Origin of the sequence: Paenibacillus sp. GCM10027630, assembly GCF_042676305.1 — a bacterium.
Lineage (GTDB): Bacteria > Bacillota > Bacilli > Paenibacillales > NBRC-103111 > Paenibacillus_S.
This window is the reverse complement of record NZ_JBHTGY010000011.1, coordinates 60,195-83,655: the sequence shown is the minus strand read 5'-3', so window position 1 is coordinate 83,655 and position 23,461 is coordinate 60,195. Positions and strand designations below refer to the sequence as shown.

Below are 23,461 nucleotides of genomic sequence, written 5' to 3'. Positions count from 1 at the left end.
TCTTGAAAAGTATTTTAAAGAATGGTGCCAGCAGCTGGCCGCTTACCTTTTTCCAGACGGGCTGGAGCAAGCTTGGGGAAGGCATATGTATTCCGATAGGGATGCCGTCGAAAAAAAGACAAAAAAAAGCATGCCAAAGTAATTTAGCATAATGCCCCCTGCGTGAAAAACGTGTAATCTATGCTTACGGAAGCATACCGCTATTACTATGCAACAAGAAAAGAAATAGCAGGAGAGGGAGGTTAATCCAAGGGGGATTGCCGCCCTGTTCCTTGAATTTACATTCTCAAAAAAAAACTAATGTTGGGAAAAGGAAGTGTTTATTGTGATACAGGACCATATAGATTGGCCGTCATTTCTTGGAAGACATGATATGACCTGGTCGGTTAAGCCGATTTCTTGGGATGATGGTGCTTACATCGGCAATGGAACGATAGGAGCCATGATTTACAGTGAGGAGCACCGCGACAAACGGAACGTTCTGCGATTTGTGTTGGGCCGAACGGACGTGACGGCACGCAAGTCTCAGGGAGGTTATCCTCCGCGTGTTCCTGTCGGGGAGCTTCATCTGGAATTAGTGGGCTGGATTTACCAGCCGATAAGCATTCGGGTTGATTTATGGAACGCCGAGCTGCGAGCTGAAATAACTACAACCGTTGGCACGGTAAAGGTTAGAGCTTTCGTTCACAGTGTTGATATGGCGCTCGCAGTCGAACTTGAGACGAGCCCGGAAGAAGCGGATGCCAAGCTGCAATGGTATGCTTTTAGCGAGGTCGATCCCGTATTGAAAAATGCCGATGGAACTAACCTGAATCAATACATTCCTCAGGCAGAGGTGAAGCGTTATTCGTTGGAGGATACGAGCTTTGGTGTTCAGCAATTTTCGCCTCAGGGGGGCTGTACAACAGCCTGGAAACAATCCTATTCAGCGGAAAACCTTAACCGGCGCTATTTGTACTTGTCAATTGCTAATGGAGCTGATGAATCGGTTCAACAACAGGTTGCAGCGGTTATTCGTGAAGCCTCCGCCCAATCCTGGGAGCCATGGGTGGAATCGCATCGCAGCTGGTGGCATGATTATTATCAGCAAAGTTTCGTATCCATTCCTGACACGATGCTCGAAGGCTTTTATTGGATTCAAATGTATAAGCTGGCTTCAGCAACACGCGCCGATGGCATGATCATAGATAATCAAGGACCTTGGCTGGCTCCGACTCCGTGGGCGGGAGTATGGTTTAACATGAACGTGCAAATGAGCTATTCACCGGTATATACTTCCAATCGGCTTCATTTAGGCGAATCGCTGGTCCGTGCTTTTCGCAATAACTTTGATCATCTGGCAAACAATGTTCCTGAGCCGTACCGGGCTGATTCGTCCGGACTTCCGCGAAGCTGCAGCTATGATCTGATTAACCCTGTCGGTACGGAAATCGGCAATTTAACATGGATTTGCCATAATTTATGGCGTCAATACCGATATTCGATGGATGAGAAGCTGCTTGGGGAATTAGTGTACCCTCTGCTCAAACGAAGCGTGCAATATTATTTGCATCTGCTGGAGGAGGGCGATGACGGCAAGCTTCATCTACCTCCTACTGTTTCGCCGGAGTATGGTTCTTTTCTGCAAATGACGGTGCCTGACACTCATTATGATTTGACTTTACTGCAATGGGGCTGTGAAACCTTGCTACTAAGCAGCGAGCTTCTTGGCTTGCAGGAGGAGGATGCTGCTATTCGGGGACGCTGGAGAGAAACGCTTGAACGTCTGGTGCCGCTTCCGGTTGACGAGACCGGCTTTATGATCGGCAAGGATCAGCCGTTGGAGTTTGGACACCGGCATTTCAGCCATTTGATGGCAGTATTCCCACTGCATCTCATTAGCGGTGACGATGAGAATGAACGTGAGCTGATTGTGAAAACGCTCCGCCATTGGTTTTCCATGGAAGGCGACCTAAGAGGCTTTACCTTTACAAGCGCGGCGTCCATTGCTGCGGCATTGGGCGAAGGACAGGAAGCGCTGAGCTATTTGAAATCATTTATGCACCTGATCAAGCCCAACACGATGTACAAGGAAGCTGGGCCTGTGATGGAATCGCCATTGGCTGCAGCAGAGGGGATTCAGGATATGCTGCTTCAAAGCTGGGGCGATACAATCCGTGTATTCCCAGCCATTCCTTCCGAGTGGACAGAAGCGGTGTTTCATAATTTGCGGACGGAAGGCGCCTTTCTAGTAAGCGCCGTACGGTCAGCAGGTGTAACTTCATGGATACGCATCAAAAGCTTGGCCGGTCAGCCCTGCCGAATCCAAACCGGAATGACCGGTAACATCCGGATATCCGGAGTAGAATCAACAAAGCTTCGCCAGGTAGCCGATGGTGTATGTGTGCTTGATTTGAAGGAAGGGCAAGAAGTCATTTTATATGCTAAAATTGATAGCGATGCCAGTGCGCCTGGTGGAGAGCCATTAGCTGATGAAAAACTATGGAAGATTGAACCCGTTGAGGCTGACAGTCGTCTCTGCGGATATTTTGGAAGCCGCAAGCCTTGGCGATTATATGGTTTGCCTATTAAATAATAATAGATTCCTAAATGAAGGGATGGATAACAATGTCTAGAAGCTTGTATGACAGATTATTGCCTGCACCCAAAAATGGAGGCTTCCGTATGGAAGGCTACTGGGTGTGGTGCGGTTCGGTAGTTAAAGGGGAGGACGGCCAATTTCATATGTTTGCATCACGCTGGCCGAAGCATCTCCCTATGCATCCAGGTTGGCTTGTAGCATCTGAAGTGGTGAGAGCGAGCTCGCCTAGTCCTGAGGGACCTTATGAATTTCAAGAGATTGTGTTCCCGGCTCGTGGAGCTGAATATTGGGATGGCAGAAGCACTCATAATCCGCATATTACGAAGCATGGCGACACTTATATCCTGTATTATATGGGCTCGACCCATCCTTTGACGGACGTGGCGCCCGGGGAGTCTTTCGGATTGGATGATCCGCGCTGCATTGTTGCGAGAGCCAATAAACGTATCGGTATCGCTACCTCCAAGAGTGTATTCGGTCCATGGGAACGCAGAGAGGAGCCAGTGCTCGGCACAAGACCAGGTAAGTTTGACAGCTTCCTGACCTCCAATCCGGCACCTTGCGTGAATGAGGATGGATCGGTGCATTTGATTTACAAGGCAAGACAATATGAAGGCAACACGCATGGCAAAATGATGATTGGAGCAGCCGGGGCTGATCACTATACAGGTCCGTACCGCGTATTGAGTGAGGATCCGGTATTTCCTCCAGAACAATTTCATTTGGAGGACCCTTTCATCTGGAAAACAGAGCAGGGCTACGAGCTGATTGCCAAAGATATGGATGGTAACATTTGCGGTGAAAAACATGCCGGAATCCATGCGTTCTCCAAGGATGGTCTGGATTGGCAGCTTAGCAGTCTTCCCAAAGCGTATTCGAGGGAAATTGTTTGGGATGACGGCTCGACAACAAGAATGGGTAATTTCGAGAGACCTTTTCTGCTTTTCCAGAATGGAAAGCCAACCCATCTATTTGCAGCGACTGCGGATGGATCAGGCGGATTTCAGAACGCACAGAACACATGGAATATGGTCATACCTATTGCCGCGGAATAACTTTCTTTGAATGGTTTGCAGAAGCAGCATTAGCAGTTAAACAAAAAGGACAAAACCCGCTAAAGAGCGGATTTTGTCCTTTTTTTATACAACTGAGTCCTTGAGAGGTATATCGCCTGAGCTTACTTATTGCAGGTCAATATGAAATTTGAATTCTTCGATAGGCTCTCCACGGAAGTGCAGCATCGTATCTGTACTATCTGTAATTTCAACTGGTACACTATGTTCTGGTACAAACAACAGCAGCTTAGGAAGTTTTTTGAGAGTTGCAAATTTTTCGGTAAAGCTCATTGTTGCCTGGTTGCCTTTCCTTTTTTGCTCTTTATTTAGCATGACTTTCCCCATGGTTTCTCCCTTTTCGTCTTCAACTTTAAGCCAGGCGATGGAAGAAGGGTTAAACATATTGCCAATTGAATTGTTTTCGGGCATGGTTACTTCAAAATCAATGAAGGTATAAAGGGGGCCAATAATTACTTTTGAAACCGTTATGTTGAAATCAGCTACCTTATATGAAGCGGCAGGTTCGTAGATTTTTGTAGCCTGATCTGAAAGTTTGCGGGATACCGGCAATTTGATTGTCCAACCTCCTTTGACGGTTCCAATAGTGTCAACTTTGACTGTAAGCTCAAATTGTTCCGGTAATTTCGGTCCCTCTGGATTATCATTAAGGTCATTGTAATAAATAATACCGCCATATCTACCATCGGGAAGTACATCAAATTGCCCTCCAGAGTGAGATCCCAGTTTATTACCATTAATAAATAGTTGAACATCTTTGCTGCTTAATAAGGGTTGATTTATCGTTTCTTTTGTAAAAGTTTGAATCATATCCAATACAATTACATTTTGATCCACATATACATTTTCTACATTTATTGTAATGCCACGATTGGAAGCTCCTTTCCCTACAGTCGTGATAAGTCCTTTCTCGGCTATTTGTTGATACAGATGATCCGACTTTAAAAGATTTACTACGTAAGCCAGGACATGAGGGGAGAATGAAAATATGACTAGAAGGATGCATGCAACCAAAGATAAGCCAAGAGCTGCGAAACGTTTGTTCATTCGCAACTGCACGATTTCTTTTTCAGGCGACCTTATTTGCAGAACCAGTGGCTTCTGATTCACCTTGGATGCGCTATGTCTTAGTAATTCATCCATTGGGCTATTCATTAATATCATCTCCTTTAAGCATTCCTTTTAACTGCTTCTTTGCCCTTCTGAGCCGGGTCCTTGTTGCTTCAGCACCGATTTTTAGAACCGATGAGATCTCTTGCAGGGACATATCCTGATAATAGTGAAGGATAATCACTTCACGGTATTTAATTGAAAGCTTCATAACTTCTTCCAATACACCTGTTTCGTCCAAGCTTGAATAGTTGTCCCTTCTCGCTGGGGACACTGCATTAAGTAAATCCTGCTCCAAAAATACTAATCTTCGCCAAAAGGTTGAGCGCAGCATGCTTTTACATCGGTTTATTGTACATACCTTTAACCATTTGCGGACCGAGGCTCTTTCCTTATTCGCATCAACCTTATGATAAGCGGTTATAAAAACTTCTTGTATACAATCCTGTGCCAGTTGGTAATCGTTTAAATACGACATGGCCAGATGAAGCAGTTCACTTTGATAATCCGTGATTAATCCTTCTATATAGCTTGATGCTGCAGCCTCTTGCTGTGAAGAAGCTATAGCAGTTCCTTTGCTGCTGCCAATCCATTTGTAATTGAACATGATACGGTCTCTCACCTCTTTATCTATACGCTTAAAAGGTAACAAACAGGGTCATTTGTGTATCAACTATTTCATAATAAAAACCCAGTTTGCCTATGCAGCAGACTGGGTTTTCCATAATTATGTAGTGATACGAGAGCGGCAGCCTATTTCTTCTTGGCTTCTTCTACAAAAACGTCACTCGAATCGTGAGTGGTTCCCGGAATGATTTCAATGATTGAGTATTTTTTATCTCCAATCATAATTACATCCTCGATTAGTGGAAGCGGTTCCCCTAAGTAGACGGTTCCTAAATACGAATTGCTTTTTTTGAGCTTTAAATTCCATCTTTGCTGCTGTTTAGACATTTTATTACCCTCCAGTGTTTGTATTAAACCAAGTTACCACAGATCATTAAATTTTAAAAGCTGCTGAGCGCTAAGATAAGTCAAGGTGCACTTAAGGTTTAAGTGAGGCATAAAGGATATTGGTGGATTTTTCTCGAATTTATAAGACAAGAATGTCTACCATTTTACTGCAAACGAAGGAGTGAGGTTAGGGCAATGGATCCTCGCATGCAGGAGTTAATTACTCTCAAAACAATCGCCGAGACATTGAATCAATCGAACGACCTTACACTTATGCTCGATACGGTTCTCGAAAAATTGCTAAAGCTGACCGGGCTTACATCGGGTTGGATATTTCTTGTCGACGGCTCTCGGGAATATGAATGTGTGGCAGATCGGCATCTTCCTCCAGCTTTAATGCATAATGAAAAGCAGCCGATGCATTGTGGTTCATGCTGGTGTCTGGATCGCTATAGGCATGGACGGCTGAATAATGCCGTGAATATTTTGAATTGTAAAAGGCTTGAGAATGCAGTGGAGTACCGGTGGGGGGACACGCTGGGTATTACCCACCATGCTACTGTGCCGCTATTTTCAGGGGACCGTCGTTTTGGTGTGCTTAATGTAGCAGCACCAGGGAAAACTCGCTTCATGGATGAGGAGCTGGCTTTGCTGCAAGCAGTAGCCTTCCAGATAGGCAGTGCGATTGAACGTATGCATTTATATGCCGCTGAGCAGCACCGGGCTGATTTATTCGCAAGGCTTGGCGAATTCAGCAGTGCGCTCGCCGCGGTTAAGAGTGCAGGCAAGTCCCCCAAGCAGATAATGGAGCACGCGATGGCTCTAATCGATGTACACTTCGATTGGCCTGTTACCGCATGGATCGAGCTGGATGGGAGCAGCTTTGTATGGCGCAGCGTGTCAATACGAGGCGGCATCATAAGCCCTAATAGCCGCGTTCCTCTGGCTGCTGCAAGCTGGCTCAAGAATGTTGCCCGCGAGTATAGCTTTACAGCTGTCGGGAGTGCTGAGATTGCCATGCTGACAGGCTGTGAGGAGCTGGATGAGGCGCTTCAATCCTTTTCCGATGTATTGGCCGCTCCGTTACCGTTCGCGGATACAGCAATGGCCAGCATCCTCCTTATCGGCTGCAAGAAACAAAGAGCGCAATCGCATCATGTTGACGGAAAAGTGCTTGAAGCCGTGCTGGAACATATTGCCTTAGCAATGGAAGGCGCCTATCTACAGGAAAAGCAGCGGGAGCTGACCCGCTTGGAGGAGAGGAATCGTCTGGCTCGCGATTTGCACGACTCTGTCTGTCAAATCCTGTTCTCGCTTTCCATGACAGCCAAAGGGGTGGAAAGCTTGCTTAACCATGACTCAGAGGCGGTTCTATCTTCTGTAAGGGACATGCAGTCACTTTCGCAGCATGCGCTTAAGGAAATGCGCGGTCTTGTCATGCAGCTTCGGCCTGCCGGACTTGAGACAGGGCTCGTTACCTCATTGAAAGCTTACGGGGAAAAGCTTAATCTGCACATAACCACGCAGCTGCTTGGGGTTGTGGATTTACCTCGTCCTGTTGAAGAGACACTTTGGCGAATCGGCCAGGAAGCACTCAATAATGTGTCCAAGCATGCCGGCATATCTCAGGCGGAAATTGCTTTGCAGCTAACCGCAGAAGAAGCTGTGCTGCGTATCTCTGACAACGGACGCGGAATATCGAAGAATCGTCTCAATCAGTCAAAGCCTGCATCGCTAGGGCTTTCGACCATGAAAGAACGCGCGGAAGCACTCGGCGGCCAATTAACAATTACGAGCGTTTATCGTAAAGGAACGACTATCCATGCGGTCATTCCATTACGCTAGCTGTAATCTTAAAAGAGGTGAAAATTCGAATGACAATCAAATTACTGCTAGCTGACGATCACGCGATTGTACGTAAGGGACTGCAGGTGTTCCTTGGAACGCTGCCGGATTTAGAGCTGGTCGGTGAGGCGGTTAATGGTCAGGATATGCTTGACAAAGTTGGCGATTTGTCTCCGGATATTGTATTGATAGATTTGAATATGCCCGTATTGAATGGTATTGAAGCAACGAAGCGGCTCAAGATAACTCATCCGAATGTAAAAGTAATCGTTCTGACCTCATTCTCCGATCAGGATCATGTACTCCCAGCCATTCGTGCAGGCGCCAAGGGTTATCTGCTGAAGGATATCGATCCTGAAGAGCTTGTGCGTGCTATTCGACGGGTTTATGAAGGACATGTCGAGCTGCACTCTGAGGCTGCAGGACAGCTGATGAACCACGTAGCTGCACCTGAGCTGTTGGATGCTTCCAGCCGTTCCCCTTTCATGCTGACCCCTAGAGAGCAGGAGGTGCTGCGGCATATCGCAAGCGGCATGAGCAATAAGGAGATTAGTGAAGCTCTGCACATAACGGAGAAGACGGTCAAAACCCACGTCAGCCATGTGCTCGACAAGCTTGGTATGACGGACCGTACACAGGCTGCGATTTTTGCGGTCAAAAGAGGTTTGGATAAATAACATACAGGCTAAGACTAAAGTCGTAGAAGCGTTCAGCCCGAAGGTTGAGCGTTTTTGTGCTTTAAAATCAGTCTTTCTACTGACGTATGTGTCTCTAAGCTACGTTAAGATAGGTTTATCTAAACGACTTACTGAAAGGGTTGATAAATATGAATATTGTAATTATAGCAGGGGGCAACCGTAAAGCATCCACCAGCACTCGATTAGCCGAGTATATAGAGCGTCTGATGCTGCAAAAAGGCCATAAGGTTAGCATGTTCGATCTATATCAGTCGCCATTGCCTTTCTATTCACCTGATGAATCATTCCAGGAACATGCAGATTTACTTAAACTTAAACGTTGGCTGTTTGAGGCCGATGGGGTTGTTTTAGCAACACCTGAATATCATGGCGGGATGAGCGGGGTGTTGAAAAACGCACTGGACCACCTCGGCCAAGTTCATTTTAGCGGAAAACCTGTGCTTTCCGTCAGCTCCGCAGGAGGTGCGGTCGGTGTCAGTTCGCTGCAGCAGCTGCAGTCTATCATGAGAAATCTCCATGGCATCAATGCTCCGGAATGGATTTCGATCGGGGGCATGCAGCGCAAATGGTTTGAAACGGGGCAAGACAGCGGATATGAAGGCGGACAGGAAGTGGATGACCGCATACACCGTGTGCTTGGCTCATTCCTTGATCTGACTCAGCTTGTTCGCGGACGTTTCGATTCAACAGGCGCAGGGAGCTCCATTTAAAAGACAATGCACAAGGAGGAGTGATTTTGAATGATTAGAGGCATTTATGAAACTCATCTGCAGGTAAGTAATTTAGAGCGTTCCATAGAGTTCTACGAAAGTCTGGGATTAGTAATTGATTCAAGGAGTATTAGAAGAAAAATTGCTTTTATAGTATTTAATAAATACTTCGAATACGAAACTATGCTGGGATTATGGCAAGTTAATGAGGGTGGAGTTGTGAATAAACGTCATATCGCTTTTAATGTAACCTTAGAAAATTTATTGAAGGCAAAGGAATGGCTTGCTGACAGAGGAATTGCATCCAAGCCTGTTTTTGGCAGAGAGGGCGCTGAGCCCATTGTTCATGCCAGTGACCCGGCGGCAGCCATTTACTTTGACGATCCGGATGGAAACGAATTGGAATTTTATTCGAGAATACCTGGTGAGCCCAGAGCCTTTGAATCCGTACCTTATTTAGGCGAATGGAATTAAGTAGAGTACTGTAGGTGCAGGCCGTGCCGGTGGAGGAGTCCTTGTCATAATTTGATGAAAGGATTTTAAATAACTCATACCGAAAGGTTGTGAATGATAATCATGGAAGCAGGCGAAAATGCGCTTAAAGAGAGCTTGCTACTGGATATCGGCAATTCCTTGCTGCTTAATAGACTTGCAAAACTATACTATGCCCATGGCCGTTTAGCGGAAGCTAAATTTATTAATTCCAAAGCAATTGAAGTGTGTGCCGATCCGTACCTTTGTGAAATCATGAAATTGGAATTATACATGACGGAGCGATCCATACAGTATGAATCAGAGAATGCAAATGTGGCTAATTCTGATTTCTTGGATGTGCTTATAAAGGAACTGCTTGAAAACCTCGGAAATGATTACCGTTATAATATTGATTTCGAAATGTTCGAATTAATGTGCAGAGCTATTTCGGATACACTTGTAGTAAATCCAAGGTATGAAAGAGCCCAGATCGTAAAGCATCTGCAAGGAATAGCTAATCTTTATTATAGTCTCGCCGATCCGTCTTCCCGTGATTTATTAATTAAATTGCTTGCCTTCCGGATGCTGGGGAACAAGAAAGTGATGCTTCCTTTAAATGTACCTGAATATTGGTCTCGCCGGCAATTTGTAAGGCAGCTGAAAAGCTCGGAGGAAGCAATTAAGACCCGGTTTCATCAATGGAATTTGCATCTTTTTGATTTACGTCCTCTTGGTTATGCTATTAATTTTTACTGTTTTCCTATTGGGGTGAGTGCTACGTTTGTTGAAAAGCAGTATGAGTATGGCAGGATGACTCCTTCAATTAAAGCAGAGCCCAGGGATATTGTTATTGATGCAGGAGGGTGCTTTGGAGATACCGCTCTTTATTTTGCCCATGAGGTTGGGGAAGCGGGACATGTGTATACATTCGAATTCATTCCGAGCAATTTGGAAATTATGAAAAGAAATTTGCAGCTCAATTCATCGCTTCAAGAACGCATCTCGATCGTGGAGCATCCAGTATGGAGTGATTCTGACCAGTTGCTTTACTATATAGATAAGGGACCTGCAAGCTTTGTTGCATTTTCCAAAATAGACGGGGATTGCGGTACAACGCTGACGTTATCGATCGACGGCTTGGTTAAGCAAAAGAGCCTGGATCGGATTGATTTTATTAAAATGGATATTGAAGGAGCTGAATGGAGCGCATTAAAAGGGGCAAAGGAGACGCTAAAAGCCTTCAGACCCAAGCTTGCAATTACAATCTATCATCAAATAAGCGATTTTGAGGATATAGCGGGATACATCAATGAATTAAATTTAGGTTATCGTTTCTATTTGGGGCATTACACCATCTATGCGGAAGAAACGGTCCTGTTTGCCATATGTGATTAAAATGAGCGCCTCACCCCACAAAATTCAGTGGAAGGAGGGCGCTCATTCACTTTCTATTACAGCAGCTCTGATAAGTCCCCGATAATTAGCGTTACACTCCAGTCAAGACCAATTACATGTACACGAACCTTCACAGGAGATGCAGGAAGGAATGCGGCTCCACGAATAACTATTTGCGGCTCCAAGTCCAGCTCCACATTCTGATTGGATAAATTGACTAAGTATATACCGTTATGCAAGTTTAGAAACTCTCCTATACAAGCCCCCATCATTTCTCCCGGTTCATCTACCGTCTCTTGAGCATATTTGGAAGCAAACAGCAGGATTGAAGACTCCGAGCCGCCAATGGCCGTAAATCGGGATGTATAGCGGTTGGGGGTAAGAATATGCTGCTCCGTTACCCAATCCAAAGTGATACTATCACCATGTTCACTTAGCTCCAAACGAATGTCGCTATCAATAAAACGAATGAGGTTTTTGGCAAACAAACCAATGTAATCGGAAATTGCGGGATTTTTGTATAATCCGCCTTTCAACAGCACCGTATCCAATAATATCTCGATACTGCCTTTAATAATCGAGTCAAACTGGTCATCAGTGAGACTGTATTCCTTCTTGTATTGCTCCAGGGCGTCGGCGAATCCTTCGTAAGTCATGATCCCTTGATCTATCAGTACTTGACCGAGTGCAAGATGAGCGTTTTGCTGGGAGTCTAGCAGGCTGCTCACGATCTCCTCGCTAAGAAAGTTGAGCTCAATGGCAATTTCTCCGAATTTTTTATCCAGCTTCATCTGAATTTGATGAACGGTTTCCACCTGTGCGGCCGACATGTAACCATAATTAATGGCCAGAACTCCAAGCTTCACCCGTGTCAGCTTTTGCATGGAAATGGCTTGCTTTAATTCAGAGGCTGATAAGAGGCCTTGATTTAGTAAATATTGACCGAAGTATTGGGCGAACATTATCGCTCACCTCGTTCGTCAACAATTTTTTGGATGACGTCTACGATGGCTTGGGTGGTAACAGGCTTTTGCAGGAAGTTATTTGCTCCGAGCTTAATTGCTTTTATAAGGTTGCTCTGAGTCCCTACCGAAGATGCGATAACAACATGGATAGAGGGGTTGATTTGTTTGATTTCCTGAAGAGCTTCGATTCCGTCTTTTTTTGGCATTACGATATCCAGCAAGACCAAATCGGGTGTATCTGTTTGACAGAATGCTACGGCTTCCTCTCCATCTGCAGCTTCGAATAGCTGGGTGAAACCTTGTTCAGCTAGAGCGCCCCTCAGTTTTTTGCGCACCAATAAGGAATCATCGCACAAAAGAATCTTCAAACCATACATAATAATACCACCCCTTGTTATATATAATCCGCATTTACCCAATGAAATGTTTATTATATGTAAGATAATATAACACATAAATAATTAACACAAGATGAAATTATGCAAATTTTGTCATAACATAAAGGAAAAGCATAGTTGCATGAAGAAGAAGTGAATAATTAGGAAACATTGTTATGGAAATATGCCAAAAGTACTAACTGTATTTTGTTGTAAAAAAAGGTTTTTTGAAAAAAATATCGAAATATTAAGATTTAGATAGTCAGCTTGACTATTTCGGAAGCAATGAATATTTAAGAGTATAGTTTGGACGGTCCGGGGGAGGATTGTGAATGAGCAACAGTTTGTTGGAATTGCAGCATATGTTAAGAAATTATGGCTTACTGATCAGTTTTTCAGGGAAATTCTCGCAGGAAATTATTGAAGAGTTAGGTGAGGCGGTCAAAAAGTATTTGGAAACGGAAGACCGTCCAAAAAATGATATTTACAATATTTTTTCCATTTTTATTGAACAAACGCAAAATATTAAAAATTATTGCAAGAGCAAAGAGGGAACAGAGGCCTACGCCCAAATTTCCAGCTCATGTATTGTGACAATCGGACGGACGGATTCTGGAAATTACGTAAGCTCAGGCAATTTAATTGAGAATGAGAACGTCAGTAATCTTACAGAAATTTTGGATGAATTGAACGGACTTGAGAAGACGGATTTAAAGAAGCTTTACAAGGAAAAGCTCAAACAGGATTTACCCCCTGACTCGTTGGGAGCAGGAATCGGGTTGTTGGACATAGCTAGAAAGGCTGCTCAGCCGTTGGAGTATACGATAACGCCGGTTGATAAGCAATTCTCATTTTTTACATTAAGAGCTGTCGTTTAGGCGGCTGGGAGAGATTATGATGGATATATTACAAATTCAAGGTACAAAAAGTACACCGGAAGTGAATTTCGATGGGATCCGCCATATCCTTTCGGTTAAAGGCCAGTCATACCCTGAAAATTCATTTAAATTTTATGAACCTATTTTTCTTTGGATAGATGAATATTTACAGAAGCTGACGACGGAAAAAGTTCAGGTTCATTTTACATTGCCTTACATTAATACAAGCAGCTCCAAATGCATTATGATGCTGCTGGAGAAATTGGATCAGGCTCATCTCGATGGAAAGTCACTGAATTTAAGTTGGTATTACAGCGAGGACAATGAAAGCGAATTGGAATGCGCTGAAGAATTTAAAGAGGATATGAGCTTGCCGTTTCATATTTTGCCTTTGGAAAAGGAATAGAATGAGCTTATGGATAGTAATGAAAAATCGAACATTTTTCATAATGAACTCAAATATTTGGAATCCGCTCGTGGGCTCCTTACTAATAAAGAAAAATATAGAGAGAATGAGCTGCTGCCGCATTTTGAGCAGCTTATTCAAGAATACGAAAGCCTGATCAAGCTGACGACTAAAATATTCAGAATCAGCGATATTCAAGGTGAGAATGTGAAACGCCAAGAATCAGAGATTCGCCAATACAATGAGCACTTGAAGCAGATGGAAGAATCGAGAATGCAGCTTCTTACGGATATTTCACATGAGCTCGGAACGCCGATGACATCTATCCAAGGCTATTTAAGAGCTATGCTCGATAGCATTATTGAGCCGAACGCGAACTATTTACAGATGATCTATAACAAAACGGTTCTTATTAATCAATTGGTTGAGGATCTTTTTGAAATATCCAAGCTGGAAGCGAATCAGACGAAGATGGAATTTGAGGATATTCTGGTAGAGAGCTTATACGCGATGTTTAAAAATAAGTTTGAATTGGAAATTAATGATCGCGGGTATTTGTTTGCTATGGACCCCCTACAAGGTGTGCCGGAGTCAAAACTTGCCGTTGTTTCTGTAGATTCAGTCCGTATTGAACAAGTAATGAATAATTTGATCTCTAATGCATTTAAGTATACCCCCAAGGGAGGGGCCATTCATTTTCAATGTGAGGTGGATGCAGAGCTGTCTATCTGTACGCTAAAGGTAAGTGATTCCGGTCCAGGTATTGAGGAATCTTCTATCCCTAATGTGTTCAACCGCTTTTTTCGGGGGGAGAAAACGAAGCATAAGCAAGCTCCAGGAGGAACAGGCTTAGGACTAGCCATTGCCCATGAAATCATTAAAAAGCATCGTGGGCAAATGGGGGTTAGCAGTAAGCCAGGTGAAGGAGCCAGTTTTTATTTTTCACTGCCAATCAGACTATTAAATATGAGGTAGCCCATGGAAATTAAGCTAAAATCCATTCGACAAGATCAAGGGGTATTCAAAGTCGTTATTTTCGCTAGCCTGGTTATTATTATTTCTATCCTGCTGGTGGGATCCATAGTTTATTTTATTACTGCAAAGGAAGCCGTTAAGAAGCTTAAGGAGAAGGATCTTGCCTTCATGGTTCGGTCTATTGCTTCCAATGTGGATGGCCGAATTGAAAGAGCTAAGGAAACCTCAAGCCTGCTCGCGCAGGATCCGGGAATTAATCGATGGGTGCTAAGCGGAGAAAAGGATGAGCAGGCCGGTAAGGATGCCGTAGAGAGAATTCAGAAGCTGGCAAAAGAGTTCGATTACAACAATACTTTTATTGTAAGCGCAATTACAAAGCATTATTGGGGCGAGAACGGAAGCATTATAGGGACGCTCCAAGAATCCAATCCGGACGATCAATGGTTTTTTAAAGCACTGGCGTCCAAGCAGCAGGTTAATGTCCAATTGGATTTTAACGCGCAGCGGCAGGATACGTTTGTTTTTGTTAATGTTCTGATGGGTGATGTTAATAATCCTATTGCTGTAGCAGGCGTGGGTATGAGCTTGAAAAGTATGTCAGAGGAATTTACCAATTATAAGTATGGGAAAAATAGTAATTTATGGATGGTTGACGGGACGGGAAAAATCCATTTATCGGATAAATTGGAGCATGACGGTCAAATGCTCGATGCATTTCTGCCCAGTACGGTAAAAACTATCGTAATGACAGCAGGTCAAAAGGAAGGCAAGTCTAACTTTCAACCGCAAATATTGGAATACACGAATGACAAGGGAGAGCTCATTGATCTGATTAGCTACCCGCTGGAGTCTTCTGCCAATTGGAGAATTGTGTATCAAATTCCGCGCAGCGAAACAGTGGGCTTTTTAAGCACAATTAAAGTAAATACAGCGGCAGCCGCATTGATGAGCATTATTGCAATCATTTTTATTTTCTATTATGTATCCACTCGGCTTGCCAATCCTTTTAAAAGAGCGCTGCAGCTAAACGAGGAGCTCGAAAGCAAAGTAACGGAGCGTACAAGGGAGCTGTGGGAGCAAAAAGAAAAGCTCGTTGACAGCATTGATTATGCCAAACGGATTCAAGAGGCCATCTTGCCGCCTAAGGAAAGACTAAACAAATTATGGAATGAACATTTCTTGATTTGGAATCCGCGGGATACCGTAGGGGGCGACTTCTACTGGGTCAAGTCATTTGATAGCGGCTATCTGGTTGCTGTAGGCGACTGTACCGGACATGGAGTGCCGGGAGCATTCATGACGATGGTATCAGTGTCGATTCTGAACCAAATTACGAATGACAGCAATAAAGAAAATCCGGCGCAGATTCTTCAACGTTTAAACCAGCTTATCAAGCAAACGCTTCAGCAGGAGCAGGGGCGTTCGAGAACCGATGATGGCTTGGACCTTGGCCTATGCTATGTGAGCAATGAAGGTAACCTTATATTTGCCGGAGCGAAAAGTACGCTTTATGTATCCGATGGGCAAGAGCTGAAAATATTCAAAGGTGACCGGAAAAGTATCGGGTATAATAAAACGGATAACAGCTACTTGTTTACGAACATAGTAGTTGAGGCGAATAAGTCAGCTTCGGTTTACATGATTTCAGACGGCTTCATCGATCAGAATGGTGGACCCCAGAATTATTCCTTTGGGCGCCAACGTTTTGTGCAGATGCTGCAGGAGGGGATGAACATGCCTTTATCCGAACAGGAGCCTTATTTCCGGGGGATGCTTGAGGCCTATCGTAACGGGGAACCGCAGCGGGATGATATTACGCTGCTGGCATTTAAGGTTGGATAAGAAAAGCTTCTGATCGAAGCCCTTTCGAGGAAGATACATCCGTGTCTTAGCGGTGGCTTTTTTTGCAATATTAGAAAGGTGAACCTCCGGTTCGAACTTATACTTTCTCGCTAATATTATAAGAAAAACCGTCAGGGGTGCAGCTCAGCGCTGTTCACAACCTTGACGGTTTTTTGTATGCAAGCTAATTTGGCGATGAATAGATGAAGGTGTTAATCCAGGACGGCATCGCCTTCTCTTAACGCCTGCTGCAGCTCCGTGATGTTGATATCGCCCGGATTCAAGCCATGCCGGAAAGCGATTCCTGCAGCTGTTCCAGCGGCTTGCCCGGTAGCCATACAGCTCGGAGTCAGGCGAGTCGTAGCTAACGCTTCATGAGTGGTGGAGATGCATCTTCCGCCAGTTAATAAATTGTCGATACCTTGCGGGAGCAGGCAGCGGTATGGAATGTCATAAGCGCCATCGCCTTCCACCCATGCGGCTGTAACGCCTTTTCCTGACGGATCGTGGATGTCGATTGGATATCCGCTGCGCGCAATTACATCATCGAAGCGGCGGCCTTCCACGACATCTGCAACCTGAAGCGCATAAGCGCCATCAATTCGTCTTGTTTCCCTTACTCCTATTTGCGCACCGACCTGTGAAATGGATGCCCGTTCAAAGCCGGGCAAGTTTTTGGTCATAAAATCAGCAACCTGCATAACCTGCTTGCGTCCTAACGTTTCCGCTTCAGTCAAGTCCTCGATGTTAGTGCCGTCCATACCCTGTACGCGCGTGGTGTTCACGAGCACCTCATCCTCATTAGGACCTGTAAAGAACAAGACCTGATCGCGATTAATAGGCAGGTTCGCTTCCTTCCAATGTTTGAAATAGCCCATTACACCGGACAAAGGCAGCTCCCGCAGCTCCGCGAACGGAGTTTTTCTATAAAACTCATCCGGATGGTCGAGCATATATTGCTTGACCTTCGCCAGATCGACTCCTCGCATACGGAATTTCATCGTCATTGGCTGTGTTTTGCCGTCCTCCTCACGCCCTTTTAAGCAGGGAGCTCCTGATAAATATGCGATATCCGCATCGCCTGTTGTATCGATGAAGATACTGCCCTCAACATGGATCCGTCCGGATTTGCCAGTCACTTGAATGGAATGGATACGTCCATCGTTCACTTGTACGGCATCGGTGAAGCTGTGAAGCAGCAGCCGCACTCCGGCTTCCTTAAGCATGTCGACCGCTAATATTTTATAAACCTCCGGATGGTAGGGGGTAATTGTGTGTACGAATCCGACAGTATCCCGCAAGTGACCTGGCGAAGCACCTTGAGCGGCTAGACGGTCAATAATTTCTTGACCTAACCCTCGAATCACCTGCTTGCCATCCGTTGTATGGAAGGTCATCCAGGGATACACTAATGCTGCCGTGGACATTCCTCCAACAAAGCCGTATCGTTCAATCAGAACCGTCGATGCTCCGCTCCTTCCCGCTGCAATAGCCGCACATACGCCGGCGGGACCGCCTCCTACTACGACAATGTCTGCTTTTATAGTTTGGTTAGCTGTGGACATTCGTTTCACTCCTCGTTATCTGCATCATGAATTGGTTTTAAGTATAAAAGAAAATAAACATTAAAATTAGTTTAACTTTAGTTTAAAGAAATGGCTGGTATAGGAAGTGCCTTAGTAGGAATGGTATTTCGTAGTTATTGCGGGACTGTGCGGCTTAAGCATGGCTAGGGGGGACATCAAGGGGCGAAAGTGGCTCTTTTTTAAAGAGATTAGAGTAGCGTTTGTAGCGGAGGTTCATCTTTCTTATCTCGCAAAAAAAAGCTGCCTTTAAGACAGGAAGGTATCTTCATCGAAAGGGTAGTGGCGAAGCTGTGATGCGATGCGCTGCGATGATCCCTGGAGGATATTGTACGGAACTGAGATTTCCGTTATTCCATCATCAGCCTCCAATCTAATGCGATAGCGGAAGCCGGAGTTCCGTTATGATGGGCGAATAGGAGCATTTTGCCTAAAATCAGAGAGATAACGGAACTGGCTGTTCCCGTATCTCTCTGATTTTTGTGCTTTCCAGCTTTTAGAGGAACAAGTGCTTCCACTATTGCTCCACACTTCCGTGGATGAAGTAAAACAAATCAAATATAAAATTTCCTGCAATCCATGCAATAATCTACATGCTGGGGCACTGACGAATAATCTAGTGAGTTAACTGAGAGCTTGTTTTCATGCGGACAAACATCTTGAAGTTCCTTTTTTAATGCATCATGTTTTTTATACAGGAATGAGATTTCATCTTGGACCCTATTAATTTCTATATGTAATTGTTCATAACTTTTCATATACGAACACTCCTCTTCTTTCAAATTAACCATAGATTAACAGATAGCAAGTAAGAAGGTGCTCGAAAACAGTTGTCGTAATATGAGTGATATTGGGGAAAAGCTACAATAGTTACAAGCTAATCTGTAAAATAAATCAACAACGAAGTACGATTTTACAAAAACATCATATTTAAGATACACTCAACTTCGGGGTGAATTTAAATGTCAAAAAGCTCGATGTGGTGGATAATTGCACTAGCCTGGTGCGTAATGATTTTTTGTATCACTGAATCTCCTGCAGCTACAAGCGAAAATACGTCATGGATAGTAAAAAATTTAACAAGTGCTCCACCAGCAATTGTAAACATTCTTGATTTAATAATTAGAAAAATGGCGCATGTTAGCTTGTTTGGTTTGCTTGCCCTCTTTCTTTTCCTTGCGAACCAAAAAAGAAAGCGAGCGCTAGCAATAGCCTGGATTTTAACCACTCTATATGGCGCGACAGATGAATTTCATCAAATTTTTACACCAGGACGGACTCCTGCAATAACTGATGTTGGAATTGATTCATTTGGTGCGATTGTTGTTTTGTTTTTATTTTTCCAAATCCGCAAGTCACGATTTTTTAAAGGTAACAGACCTTGAGGTTGTCTATGGAACAGGGAATTGGAACGAAAATCTTGGAAGGTGAGGGAAGAAGCCTTGTCGAGAAAAAAGAGTGTCACGCTAAAGGATCTTGCCAACGAGCTTGGCGTCACGATTCAAACGATATCCAAGGCACTTCGGGGGCATCCAGGCATGTCTGAGGAAACGAGGCAATTGATTTGGCAAAAAGCCAATGAAAAGGGCTATCGAACCAAAGAGCAGCTGCGGCAGCTGGAACAAGATCGTATCCCTCCTTATCCGGTGTTCCAACGGCGGTTTGTGCTTGTACAAAGCGAGCAGTCGCTTGGCTTTCACCGGCTCTTGATGCAGGGGCTTCATGAGCGGTTTGCAGAATATGGACACCGTATCACTCCGTTGGTTTTACCGCAAAGCTTGCAGCCTGCACGGTTCGAGGAGTGGGTAGAGGACCAATCGATTCTGTATGCAGATGGCATCTTTATTGCGCCCCGCGTCACACCGGATTGGTTTGAGGAGCGGCTTTTGCAGCTGGATGCTCCACGAATATTGTTGAATTTCCCGCCGCCGGAAGCGAAGGTGGACAGCGTGGTATGGGATGTGTACGAAGCGATGTATGTATGCGTTCGAACCTTACATCGCAAAGGACATCGCAACATTATGTACGTAGGGGACGTAAGCTCGCAGAGGGGGTTTATTTTACGTTGGCAGGCGTTTGTGGAAGCTATGAAAGAGTGTGGTGGAGACATTCGACCGGAGCAGCATGTTGTTGAAGAGCGCCGCAATGACGAGCAGTGGCTGGACTTGGTGGAGCAAAGATTCAAAAAGGCAGCACCAACAGCAGTTATTTGTGGAATAGATGAAGATGTGATCCCAATCTATTACCGCTTAAAGTCTCTTGTGGAGATTCCCCGGGAATGCTCGTTCATCGGATTTCTAAATGAGCCTTCGGCAATGCTGCCACTGGTGGACAGGCCGTCGCTGCTTATTCGGGAGACAGGCTATCGGGCGGCTGATCGGATGCTGTGGCGTATTGCCAATCCTCAGCAGCCCTATGAGCATATTCGACTGAGGGCCGGTTTCCAGCCTGGAAATACAGTGGCGTTTGCTTGAGGGATTAGTCATATCAAGATAAGGGACGAAACACAGCTTCTTTACTAAAAGTACAAATGGTATAAGTTGACAAGCTATTCGGGCAGGTGTACTCTGAACATACAAATAGGTCGATTTACCTAGAATATTTTCAGGTACAGGAGGCGGATAGGATTGAAAACAGATTATGAACACGTCACCTCAAAAGGAAGTCCTGGGCTTCAGGAAAGTGGATCGGATGTTTTGAGGATGGGCAGTTTGCTTAAGAACAGCGTGCATTTCTGCCCGGTACAATTGAACAAGCGCACAATAGTCGGGCTCTGGATTCTTATGGGGATCAGTCTGGTTACGGCTATTTGGTTGAATGCTACCCACTACCACCCTGCACTGTTAGGGATTTATGCTGTGCCGGTCATTATTTTTGCATTATTTGTATTGAATGTATATTTGGTAGGGACTTTTGCTGCTGCAGTGGTTGCTTTGTGGCTCTATTTCACGGAAACCGGCTGGATTGCATTGGCAGGTGCGGGAGGCATGCTGGTAGTAGCTTTGTTAATGCATCGGGTTGTCATTGTTTCTCGGCGTAACTTCCGGCAAAAAGCTGAATACGAAGAATTGTTTATGAATACGATATTATCCTTTTCTAAAACGATTGATGCTCGCGATCCTTACACCTCGTTTCATTCCAAAAATGTAGCCGGCTATGCACAGAAAATCGCTACAGAGTTGGGGTTATCGAAGCGGGAGATAGAAGCTGTACATCTCGCTGGATTGATACATGATATCGGCAAGATCGGGACGCCTGAAGGCATTCTGCAAAAGGAGAGCAGACTTACGGATGAAGAGTTCGAAATTATGAAGCGTCATGCGGAGGATGGCTATCAAATTATAAAGGATATCAAGCGACTGCAGGAGCTTGGAGCTTCTGAAATGATCCGGCATCATCATGAGCGTATGGACGGCCGTGGCTACCCGTTAGGTTTGAAGGGGGAGGAAATACCACTCGGAGCACGGATTCTGGCGGCGAGCGACGCCTTCGATGCTATGACAACGAACCGTTCCTATCGGCAGAAGCTTTCAATTGAAACAGCGGCTGAAGAGCTGAGGAGGCACAGCGGTACGCAGTTTGATCCGCAGGTGGCCGATGCTTTCTTGAAGGTTCTGGTGCGCGAAGAGATGATACCTGCAGAACAGTTAGTGGAATCCGATCTAAGGATGGCTGCGCTGCAAAAAACATACTGAACGTATAAAACCGCCTTACGATCAGCTTATTCAACAGCCGATCTATAAGGCGGTTTTTAGTATCAGCGGTTGGTAAACGAGGTGAACGTGCTGTACAGCATCGAGGTCAGGTTCAACCCGATATAATCGGCACCCCATGCTCTATGCTGCTCCAGCATGGCCCGGTCTGGAGCAAGGATACCTACGGGAATTCCATATTTACGCCCGGCGGCAAGGACTTTATCATGCATTGCTTTGAGCTCGGGATGATTTTGCTGGTCCGGATATCCGACGCTGACAGACAAGTCGGTAGGTCCGACAAAGGCGAGATCGATGCCGCTTTGCATAATATCATCAATGTGCTCGACAGCTTGCGGAGTTTCAATATGAACGCAGACGAGGACATCATCGTTGCTCTGCTGTAAATAGCTGCGGCCTTTCCTTAGACCGTATTGCGCGGCACGTACGGAGTAAGCGGCACCCCGGTTGCCGAGCGGAGGGAATTTGGCAGCTGCGACCACAGCGCGAGCTTCCTCTCCTGTGTTAATCTGCGGGACATGAACGCCCTTGGCTCCACGGTCTAGAGCTTTAAGTATTTCCGAAGGTGCAGAGCTGACCACACGCACAATTGGAGTTACGCCTGCTACTTCGCAGGCACGAATCATTTCCTCAACCTCCGACCAGCTGAATGAACCATGCTCATTATCAATTAGCACGAAGTCGAAGCCGGAATGGCCTAAGATTTCTGCCAGAGCCGGAGAATAAATGCCGACAAAGCAGCCAAGTGCAGATTTGCCTTCTTTCATCATTTGTTTGATTGGGTTACTCATAGCTTGTTGTCTCTCCTCAATAATAAAGTTGTAAAATTATATGCATGATGGCCGATACATCGAAAAGCTTGAATACGCTTACGATTCTTGGAGTAATGTCGGCCGCAACTAACCGTTAAATTCCGCTAATGCAGCAAGCAGTGCTTTTATGTAACCTACGGAATAAGTCCACGCCAACAGGTGGTTGTTGTCATCGCCCTCTAATTGAGGCATATGGTCTGCATTCAAACAACCGCTAAACCCTATTTTATTTAATGCCAGTACGATTCTGAACATATTCATATCGCCGTCATCCAGAAGCGCTTCTTCAAAGCCATAGGCAGTCGCCAGGCTCCCCCTGACATTACGCAAGTGTACAGAAAAGATCCGGCCCTTGCGTCCGTAATTTTGGATCTCGTCCAACACAAGCGAAGATCCTCCAGCCTCGCCCCTTGTTCCTACACAGTATACGTAACCGACCCTTTTACTTGGAAAAGCATCAATGATCCGGTGAAAGCCAAGGCTGCTGTAAGGCATTCCCGGAAGCGGGGTATCTGTAGGGTGCATGGCCAGCAGCAGCTTATGTTCCTCTGCGGCCGGTACCAACTGCGAATAAACATCACAAAAGCGGGACCACCAGTGTTCCTGCTCTTCTTTGGTGGGAAGTCCGGTCATAATGTTGGCCCAATTCTCGCCGCGTGCAGTCAAGCCCCCACGTTGTTTGGCATTGTACATTACATTTTTATCAAATCGGTTATCACCTTGAATTCTTTGGCGCACCATAGGAATTCCGGCTTCGCCAAATACTTTCATAGCCACTACTGAATACTCGAGCTCTTGTTCGGAGCCCTCCAATTGTTCCACAAAGCGACTTGATATATCTGGTAACGTTACTCGATTGATGTCCATTCCCCAAGATTGAATTCGTTTCTTGAGTTTAATAAGCTCGTCCAAATCAGGGTAGCCCTGTTCCTTAACTCCTGCAAATGAGGATCCATTTCCAAAGTCAATGCAGTCGACACCAATTTGTGTTAGCAGCCTCAGGTGGCTGTCCGATACATCGGTTCGGGTGAGTGTAACTGATACTTTCAAGGTTGAATCTCCTCCGTTTC

22 protein-coding genes are annotated in these 23,461 nt (G+C 45.1%); 14 read left to right on the top strand and 8 right to left on the bottom strand.

Annotated elements, in window-relative coordinates; all coding sequences use genetic code 11:
• The first annotated feature begins 325 nt into the window (after positions 1–325).
• Positions 326–2,575, top strand: a complete 2,250-nt coding sequence (locus tag ACFQ0C_RS06575; protein WP_379365129.1) for a glycosyl hydrolase family 95 catalytic domain-containing protein — start codon at positions 326–328, stop codon at positions 2,573–2,575.
• A 32-nt stretch (positions 2,576–2,607) separates the two neighbouring features.
• Positions 2,608–3,636, top strand: a complete 1,029-nt coding sequence (locus ACFQ0C_RS06570; protein ID WP_379365127.1) for a glycoside hydrolase family protein — start codon at positions 2,608–2,610, stop codon at positions 3,634–3,636.
• Positions 3,637–3,762: 126 nt separating this feature from the next.
• Here the strand turns inward: ACFQ0C_RS06570 and ACFQ0C_RS06565 are convergent, their stop codons facing one another.
• From ACFQ0C_RS06565 to ACFQ0C_RS06555, 3 genes are all read right to left on the bottom strand, one after another.
• A complete protein-coding gene (locus tag ACFQ0C_RS06565; protein WP_379365125.1) occupies positions 3,763–4,809 on the bottom strand; it encodes a DUF4179 domain-containing protein in 1,047 nt (348 codons plus the stop codon).
• Complete coding sequence (locus ACFQ0C_RS06560; RefSeq protein ID WP_379365123.1) at positions 4,802–5,371, bottom strand: sigma-70 family RNA polymerase sigma factor; 570 nt, start codon at positions 5,369–5,371, stop codon at positions 4,802–4,804. Before ACFQ0C_RS06560 ends, ACFQ0C_RS06565 begins: the two co-directional genes overlap by 8 nt.
• Positions 5,372–5,517: 146 nt before the next feature.
• Entirely contained in the window at positions 5,518–5,718 is a 201-nt protein-coding gene (locus ACFQ0C_RS06555; protein WP_258211427.1) for a hypothetical protein, read from the bottom strand.
• 195 nt (positions 5,719–5,913) lie between these two features.
• On the opposite strand from ACFQ0C_RS06555, the gene ACFQ0C_RS06550 reads away from it, so the two are divergent.
• The 5 genes from ACFQ0C_RS06550 to ACFQ0C_RS06530 all read left to right on the top strand — a co-directional run bounded on the left by ACFQ0C_RS06550 (position 5,914) and on the right by ACFQ0C_RS06530 (position 10,840).
• Entirely contained in the window at positions 5,914–7,563 is a 1,650-nt protein-coding gene (locus ACFQ0C_RS06550) for a GAF domain-containing sensor histidine kinase (protein ID WP_379365121.1), read from the top strand.
• Between the two features lie 29 nt (positions 7,564–7,592).
• Entirely contained in the window at positions 7,593–8,240 is a 648-nt protein-coding gene (locus ACFQ0C_RS06545; RefSeq protein WP_379365119.1) for a response regulator, read from the top strand.
• Positions 8,241–8,389: 149 nt separating this feature from the next.
• Complete coding sequence (locus ACFQ0C_RS06540; protein WP_379365117.1) at positions 8,390–8,971, top strand: NADPH-dependent FMN reductase; 582 nt, start codon at positions 8,390–8,392, stop codon at positions 8,969–8,971.
• Positions 8,972–9,001: 30 nt separating this feature from the next.
• Positions 9,002–9,445, top strand: coding sequence for a VOC family protein (locus ACFQ0C_RS06535; RefSeq protein ID WP_379365115.1), 444 nt, complete (start codon positions 9,002–9,004; stop codon positions 9,443–9,445).
• Between the two features lie 93 nt (positions 9,446–9,538).
• On the top strand, positions 9,539–10,840 hold the full coding sequence (locus tag ACFQ0C_RS06530; protein ID WP_379365113.1) for an FkbM family methyltransferase: 1,302 nt from the start codon (positions 9,539–9,541) through the stop codon (positions 10,838–10,840).
• Between the two features lie 56 nt (positions 10,841–10,896).
• Here ACFQ0C_RS06530 and ACFQ0C_RS06525 read toward each other — a convergent pair whose 3' ends face one another.
• Positions 10,897–11,802: a hypothetical protein gene (locus ACFQ0C_RS06525; RefSeq protein WP_379365111.1), complete on the bottom strand. Its 906-nt coding sequence runs from the start codon at positions 11,800–11,802 to the stop codon at positions 10,897–10,899.
• The gene (locus tag ACFQ0C_RS06520) at positions 11,802–12,182 is read right to left on the bottom strand and encodes a response regulator (protein ID WP_379365109.1); all 381 of its coding nucleotides are present in this window, start codon (positions 12,180–12,182) and stop codon (positions 11,802–11,804) included. The genes ACFQ0C_RS06525 and ACFQ0C_RS06520 overlap by 1 nt, the downstream gene beginning before the upstream one ends.
• 332 nt (positions 12,183–12,514) lie before the next feature.
• Between ACFQ0C_RS06520 and ACFQ0C_RS06515 the strand changes: the two genes are divergently transcribed.
• From ACFQ0C_RS06515 to ACFQ0C_RS06500, 4 genes are read left to right on the top strand one after another with little or no spacing between them, the layout of a single operon-like run.
• Positions 12,515–13,060, top strand: coding sequence for a SiaB family protein kinase (locus ACFQ0C_RS06515; RefSeq protein ID WP_258211419.1), 546 nt, complete (start codon positions 12,515–12,517; stop codon positions 13,058–13,060).
• 19 nt (positions 13,061–13,079) lie between these two features.
• On the top strand, positions 13,080–13,466 hold the full coding sequence (locus ACFQ0C_RS06510) for a DUF1987 domain-containing protein (RefSeq protein ID WP_379365106.1): 387 nt from the start codon (positions 13,080–13,082) through the stop codon (positions 13,464–13,466).
• Between the two features lie 9 nt (positions 13,467–13,475).
• Complete coding sequence (locus ACFQ0C_RS06505; protein WP_379365104.1) at positions 13,476–14,441, top strand: sensor histidine kinase; 966 nt, start codon at positions 13,476–13,478, stop codon at positions 14,439–14,441.
• A gap of 3 nt (positions 14,442–14,444) precedes the next feature.
• Entirely contained in the window at positions 14,445–16,283 is a 1,839-nt protein-coding gene (locus ACFQ0C_RS06500; RefSeq protein WP_379365102.1) for a SpoIIE family protein phosphatase, read from the top strand.
• A gap of 212 nt (positions 16,284–16,495) precedes the next feature.
• On the opposite strand, the gene ACFQ0C_RS06495 is transcribed toward ACFQ0C_RS06500, so the two are convergent.
• Entirely contained in the window at positions 16,496–17,848 is a 1,353-nt protein-coding gene (locus ACFQ0C_RS06495) for an FAD-dependent oxidoreductase (RefSeq protein WP_379365100.1), read from the bottom strand.
• Positions 17,849–18,828: 980 nt separating this feature from the next.
• Between ACFQ0C_RS06495 and ACFQ0C_RS06490 the strand changes: the two genes are divergently transcribed.
• The 3 genes from ACFQ0C_RS06490 to ACFQ0C_RS06480 all read left to right on the top strand — a co-directional run bounded on the left by ACFQ0C_RS06490 (position 18,829) and on the right by ACFQ0C_RS06480 (position 21,561).
• Entirely contained in the window at positions 18,829–19,251 is a 423-nt protein-coding gene (locus ACFQ0C_RS06490) for a VanZ family protein (protein WP_379365098.1), read from the top strand.
• Between the two features lie 57 nt (positions 19,252–19,308).
• Positions 19,309–20,340: a LacI family DNA-binding transcriptional regulator gene (locus ACFQ0C_RS06485; protein WP_379365096.1), complete on the top strand. Its 1,032-nt coding sequence runs from the start codon at positions 19,309–19,311 to the stop codon at positions 20,338–20,340.
• A 153-nt stretch (positions 20,341–20,493) separates the two neighbouring features.
• On the top strand, positions 20,494–21,561 hold the full coding sequence (locus ACFQ0C_RS06480) for an HD-GYP domain-containing protein (protein WP_379365094.1): 1,068 nt from the start codon (positions 20,494–20,496) through the stop codon (positions 21,559–21,561).
• Positions 21,562–21,623: 62 nt separating this feature from the next.
• Here the strand turns inward: ACFQ0C_RS06480 and ACFQ0C_RS06475 are convergent, their stop codons facing one another.
• Both ACFQ0C_RS06475 and ACFQ0C_RS06470 read right to left on the bottom strand, forming a co-directional pair.
• Positions 21,624–22,370, bottom strand: coding sequence for an HpcH/HpaI aldolase family protein (locus tag ACFQ0C_RS06475; RefSeq protein ID WP_379365092.1), 747 nt, complete (start codon positions 22,368–22,370; stop codon positions 21,624–21,626).
• A 108-nt stretch (positions 22,371–22,478) separates the two neighbouring features.
• Positions 22,479–23,441 carry a mannonate dehydratase gene (locus ACFQ0C_RS06470; RefSeq protein WP_379365090.1) on the bottom strand — a complete coding sequence of 321 codons (963 nt, stop codon included), beginning with the start codon at positions 23,439–23,441 and terminating at the stop codon, positions 22,479–22,481.
• Positions 23,442–23,461 lie beyond the last annotated feature (20 nt).

Excerpts from the sequence above, each read along its gene's own strand:
- ACFQ0C_RS06570 (WP_379365127.1), top strand. The coding sequence starts at position 2,608 with ATGTCTAGAAGCTTGTATGACAGATTATTGCCTGCACCCAAAAATGGA.
- ACFQ0C_RS06565 (WP_379365125.1), bottom strand. The coding sequence starts at position 4,809 with ATGAATAGCCCAATGGATGAATTACTAAGACATAGCGCATCCAAGGTG.
- ACFQ0C_RS06560 (WP_379365123.1), bottom strand. The coding sequence starts at position 5,371 with ATGTTCAATTACAAATGGATTGGCAGCAGCAAAGGAACTGCTATAGCT.
- ACFQ0C_RS06555 (WP_258211427.1), bottom strand. The coding sequence starts at position 5,718 with ATGTCTAAACAGCAGCAAAGATGGAATTTAAAGCTCAAAAAAAGCAAT.
- ACFQ0C_RS06550 (WP_379365121.1), top strand. The coding sequence starts at position 5,914 with ATGGATCCTCGCATGCAGGAGTTAATTACTCTCAAAACAATCGCCGAG.
- ACFQ0C_RS06545 (WP_379365119.1), top strand. The coding sequence starts at position 7,593 with ATGACAATCAAATTACTGCTAGCTGACGATCACGCGATTGTACGTAAG.
- ACFQ0C_RS06540 (WP_379365117.1), top strand. The coding sequence starts at position 8,390 with ATGAATATTGTAATTATAGCAGGGGGCAACCGTAAAGCATCCACCAGC.
- ACFQ0C_RS06535 (WP_379365115.1), top strand. The coding sequence starts at position 9,002 with ATGATTAGAGGCATTTATGAAACTCATCTGCAGGTAAGTAATTTAGAG.
- ACFQ0C_RS06530 (WP_379365113.1), top strand. The coding sequence starts at position 9,539 with ATGATAATCATGGAAGCAGGCGAAAATGCGCTTAAAGAGAGCTTGCTA.
- ACFQ0C_RS06525 (WP_379365111.1), bottom strand. The coding sequence starts at position 11,802 with ATGTTCGCCCAATACTTCGGTCAATATTTACTAAATCAAGGCCTCTTA.
- ACFQ0C_RS06520 (WP_379365109.1), bottom strand. The coding sequence starts at position 12,182 with ATGTATGGTTTGAAGATTCTTTTGTGCGATGATTCCTTATTGGTGCGC.
- ACFQ0C_RS06515 (WP_258211419.1), top strand. The coding sequence starts at position 12,515 with ATGAGCAACAGTTTGTTGGAATTGCAGCATATGTTAAGAAATTATGGC.
- ACFQ0C_RS06510 (WP_379365106.1), top strand. The coding sequence starts at position 13,080 with ATGGATATATTACAAATTCAAGGTACAAAAAGTACACCGGAAGTGAAT.
- ACFQ0C_RS06505 (WP_379365104.1), top strand. The coding sequence starts at position 13,476 with ATGGATAGTAATGAAAAATCGAACATTTTTCATAATGAACTCAAATAT.
- ACFQ0C_RS06500 (WP_379365102.1), top strand. The coding sequence starts at position 14,445 with ATGGAAATTAAGCTAAAATCCATTCGACAAGATCAAGGGGTATTCAAA.
- ACFQ0C_RS06495 (WP_379365100.1), bottom strand. The coding sequence starts at position 17,848 with ATGTCCACAGCTAACCAAACTATAAAAGCAGACATTGTCGTAGTAGGA.
- ACFQ0C_RS06490 (WP_379365098.1), top strand. The coding sequence starts at position 18,829 with ATGTCAAAAAGCTCGATGTGGTGGATAATTGCACTAGCCTGGTGCGTA.
- ACFQ0C_RS06475 (WP_379365092.1), bottom strand. The coding sequence starts at position 22,370 with ATGAGTAACCCAATCAAACAAATGATGAAAGAAGGCAAATCTGCACTT.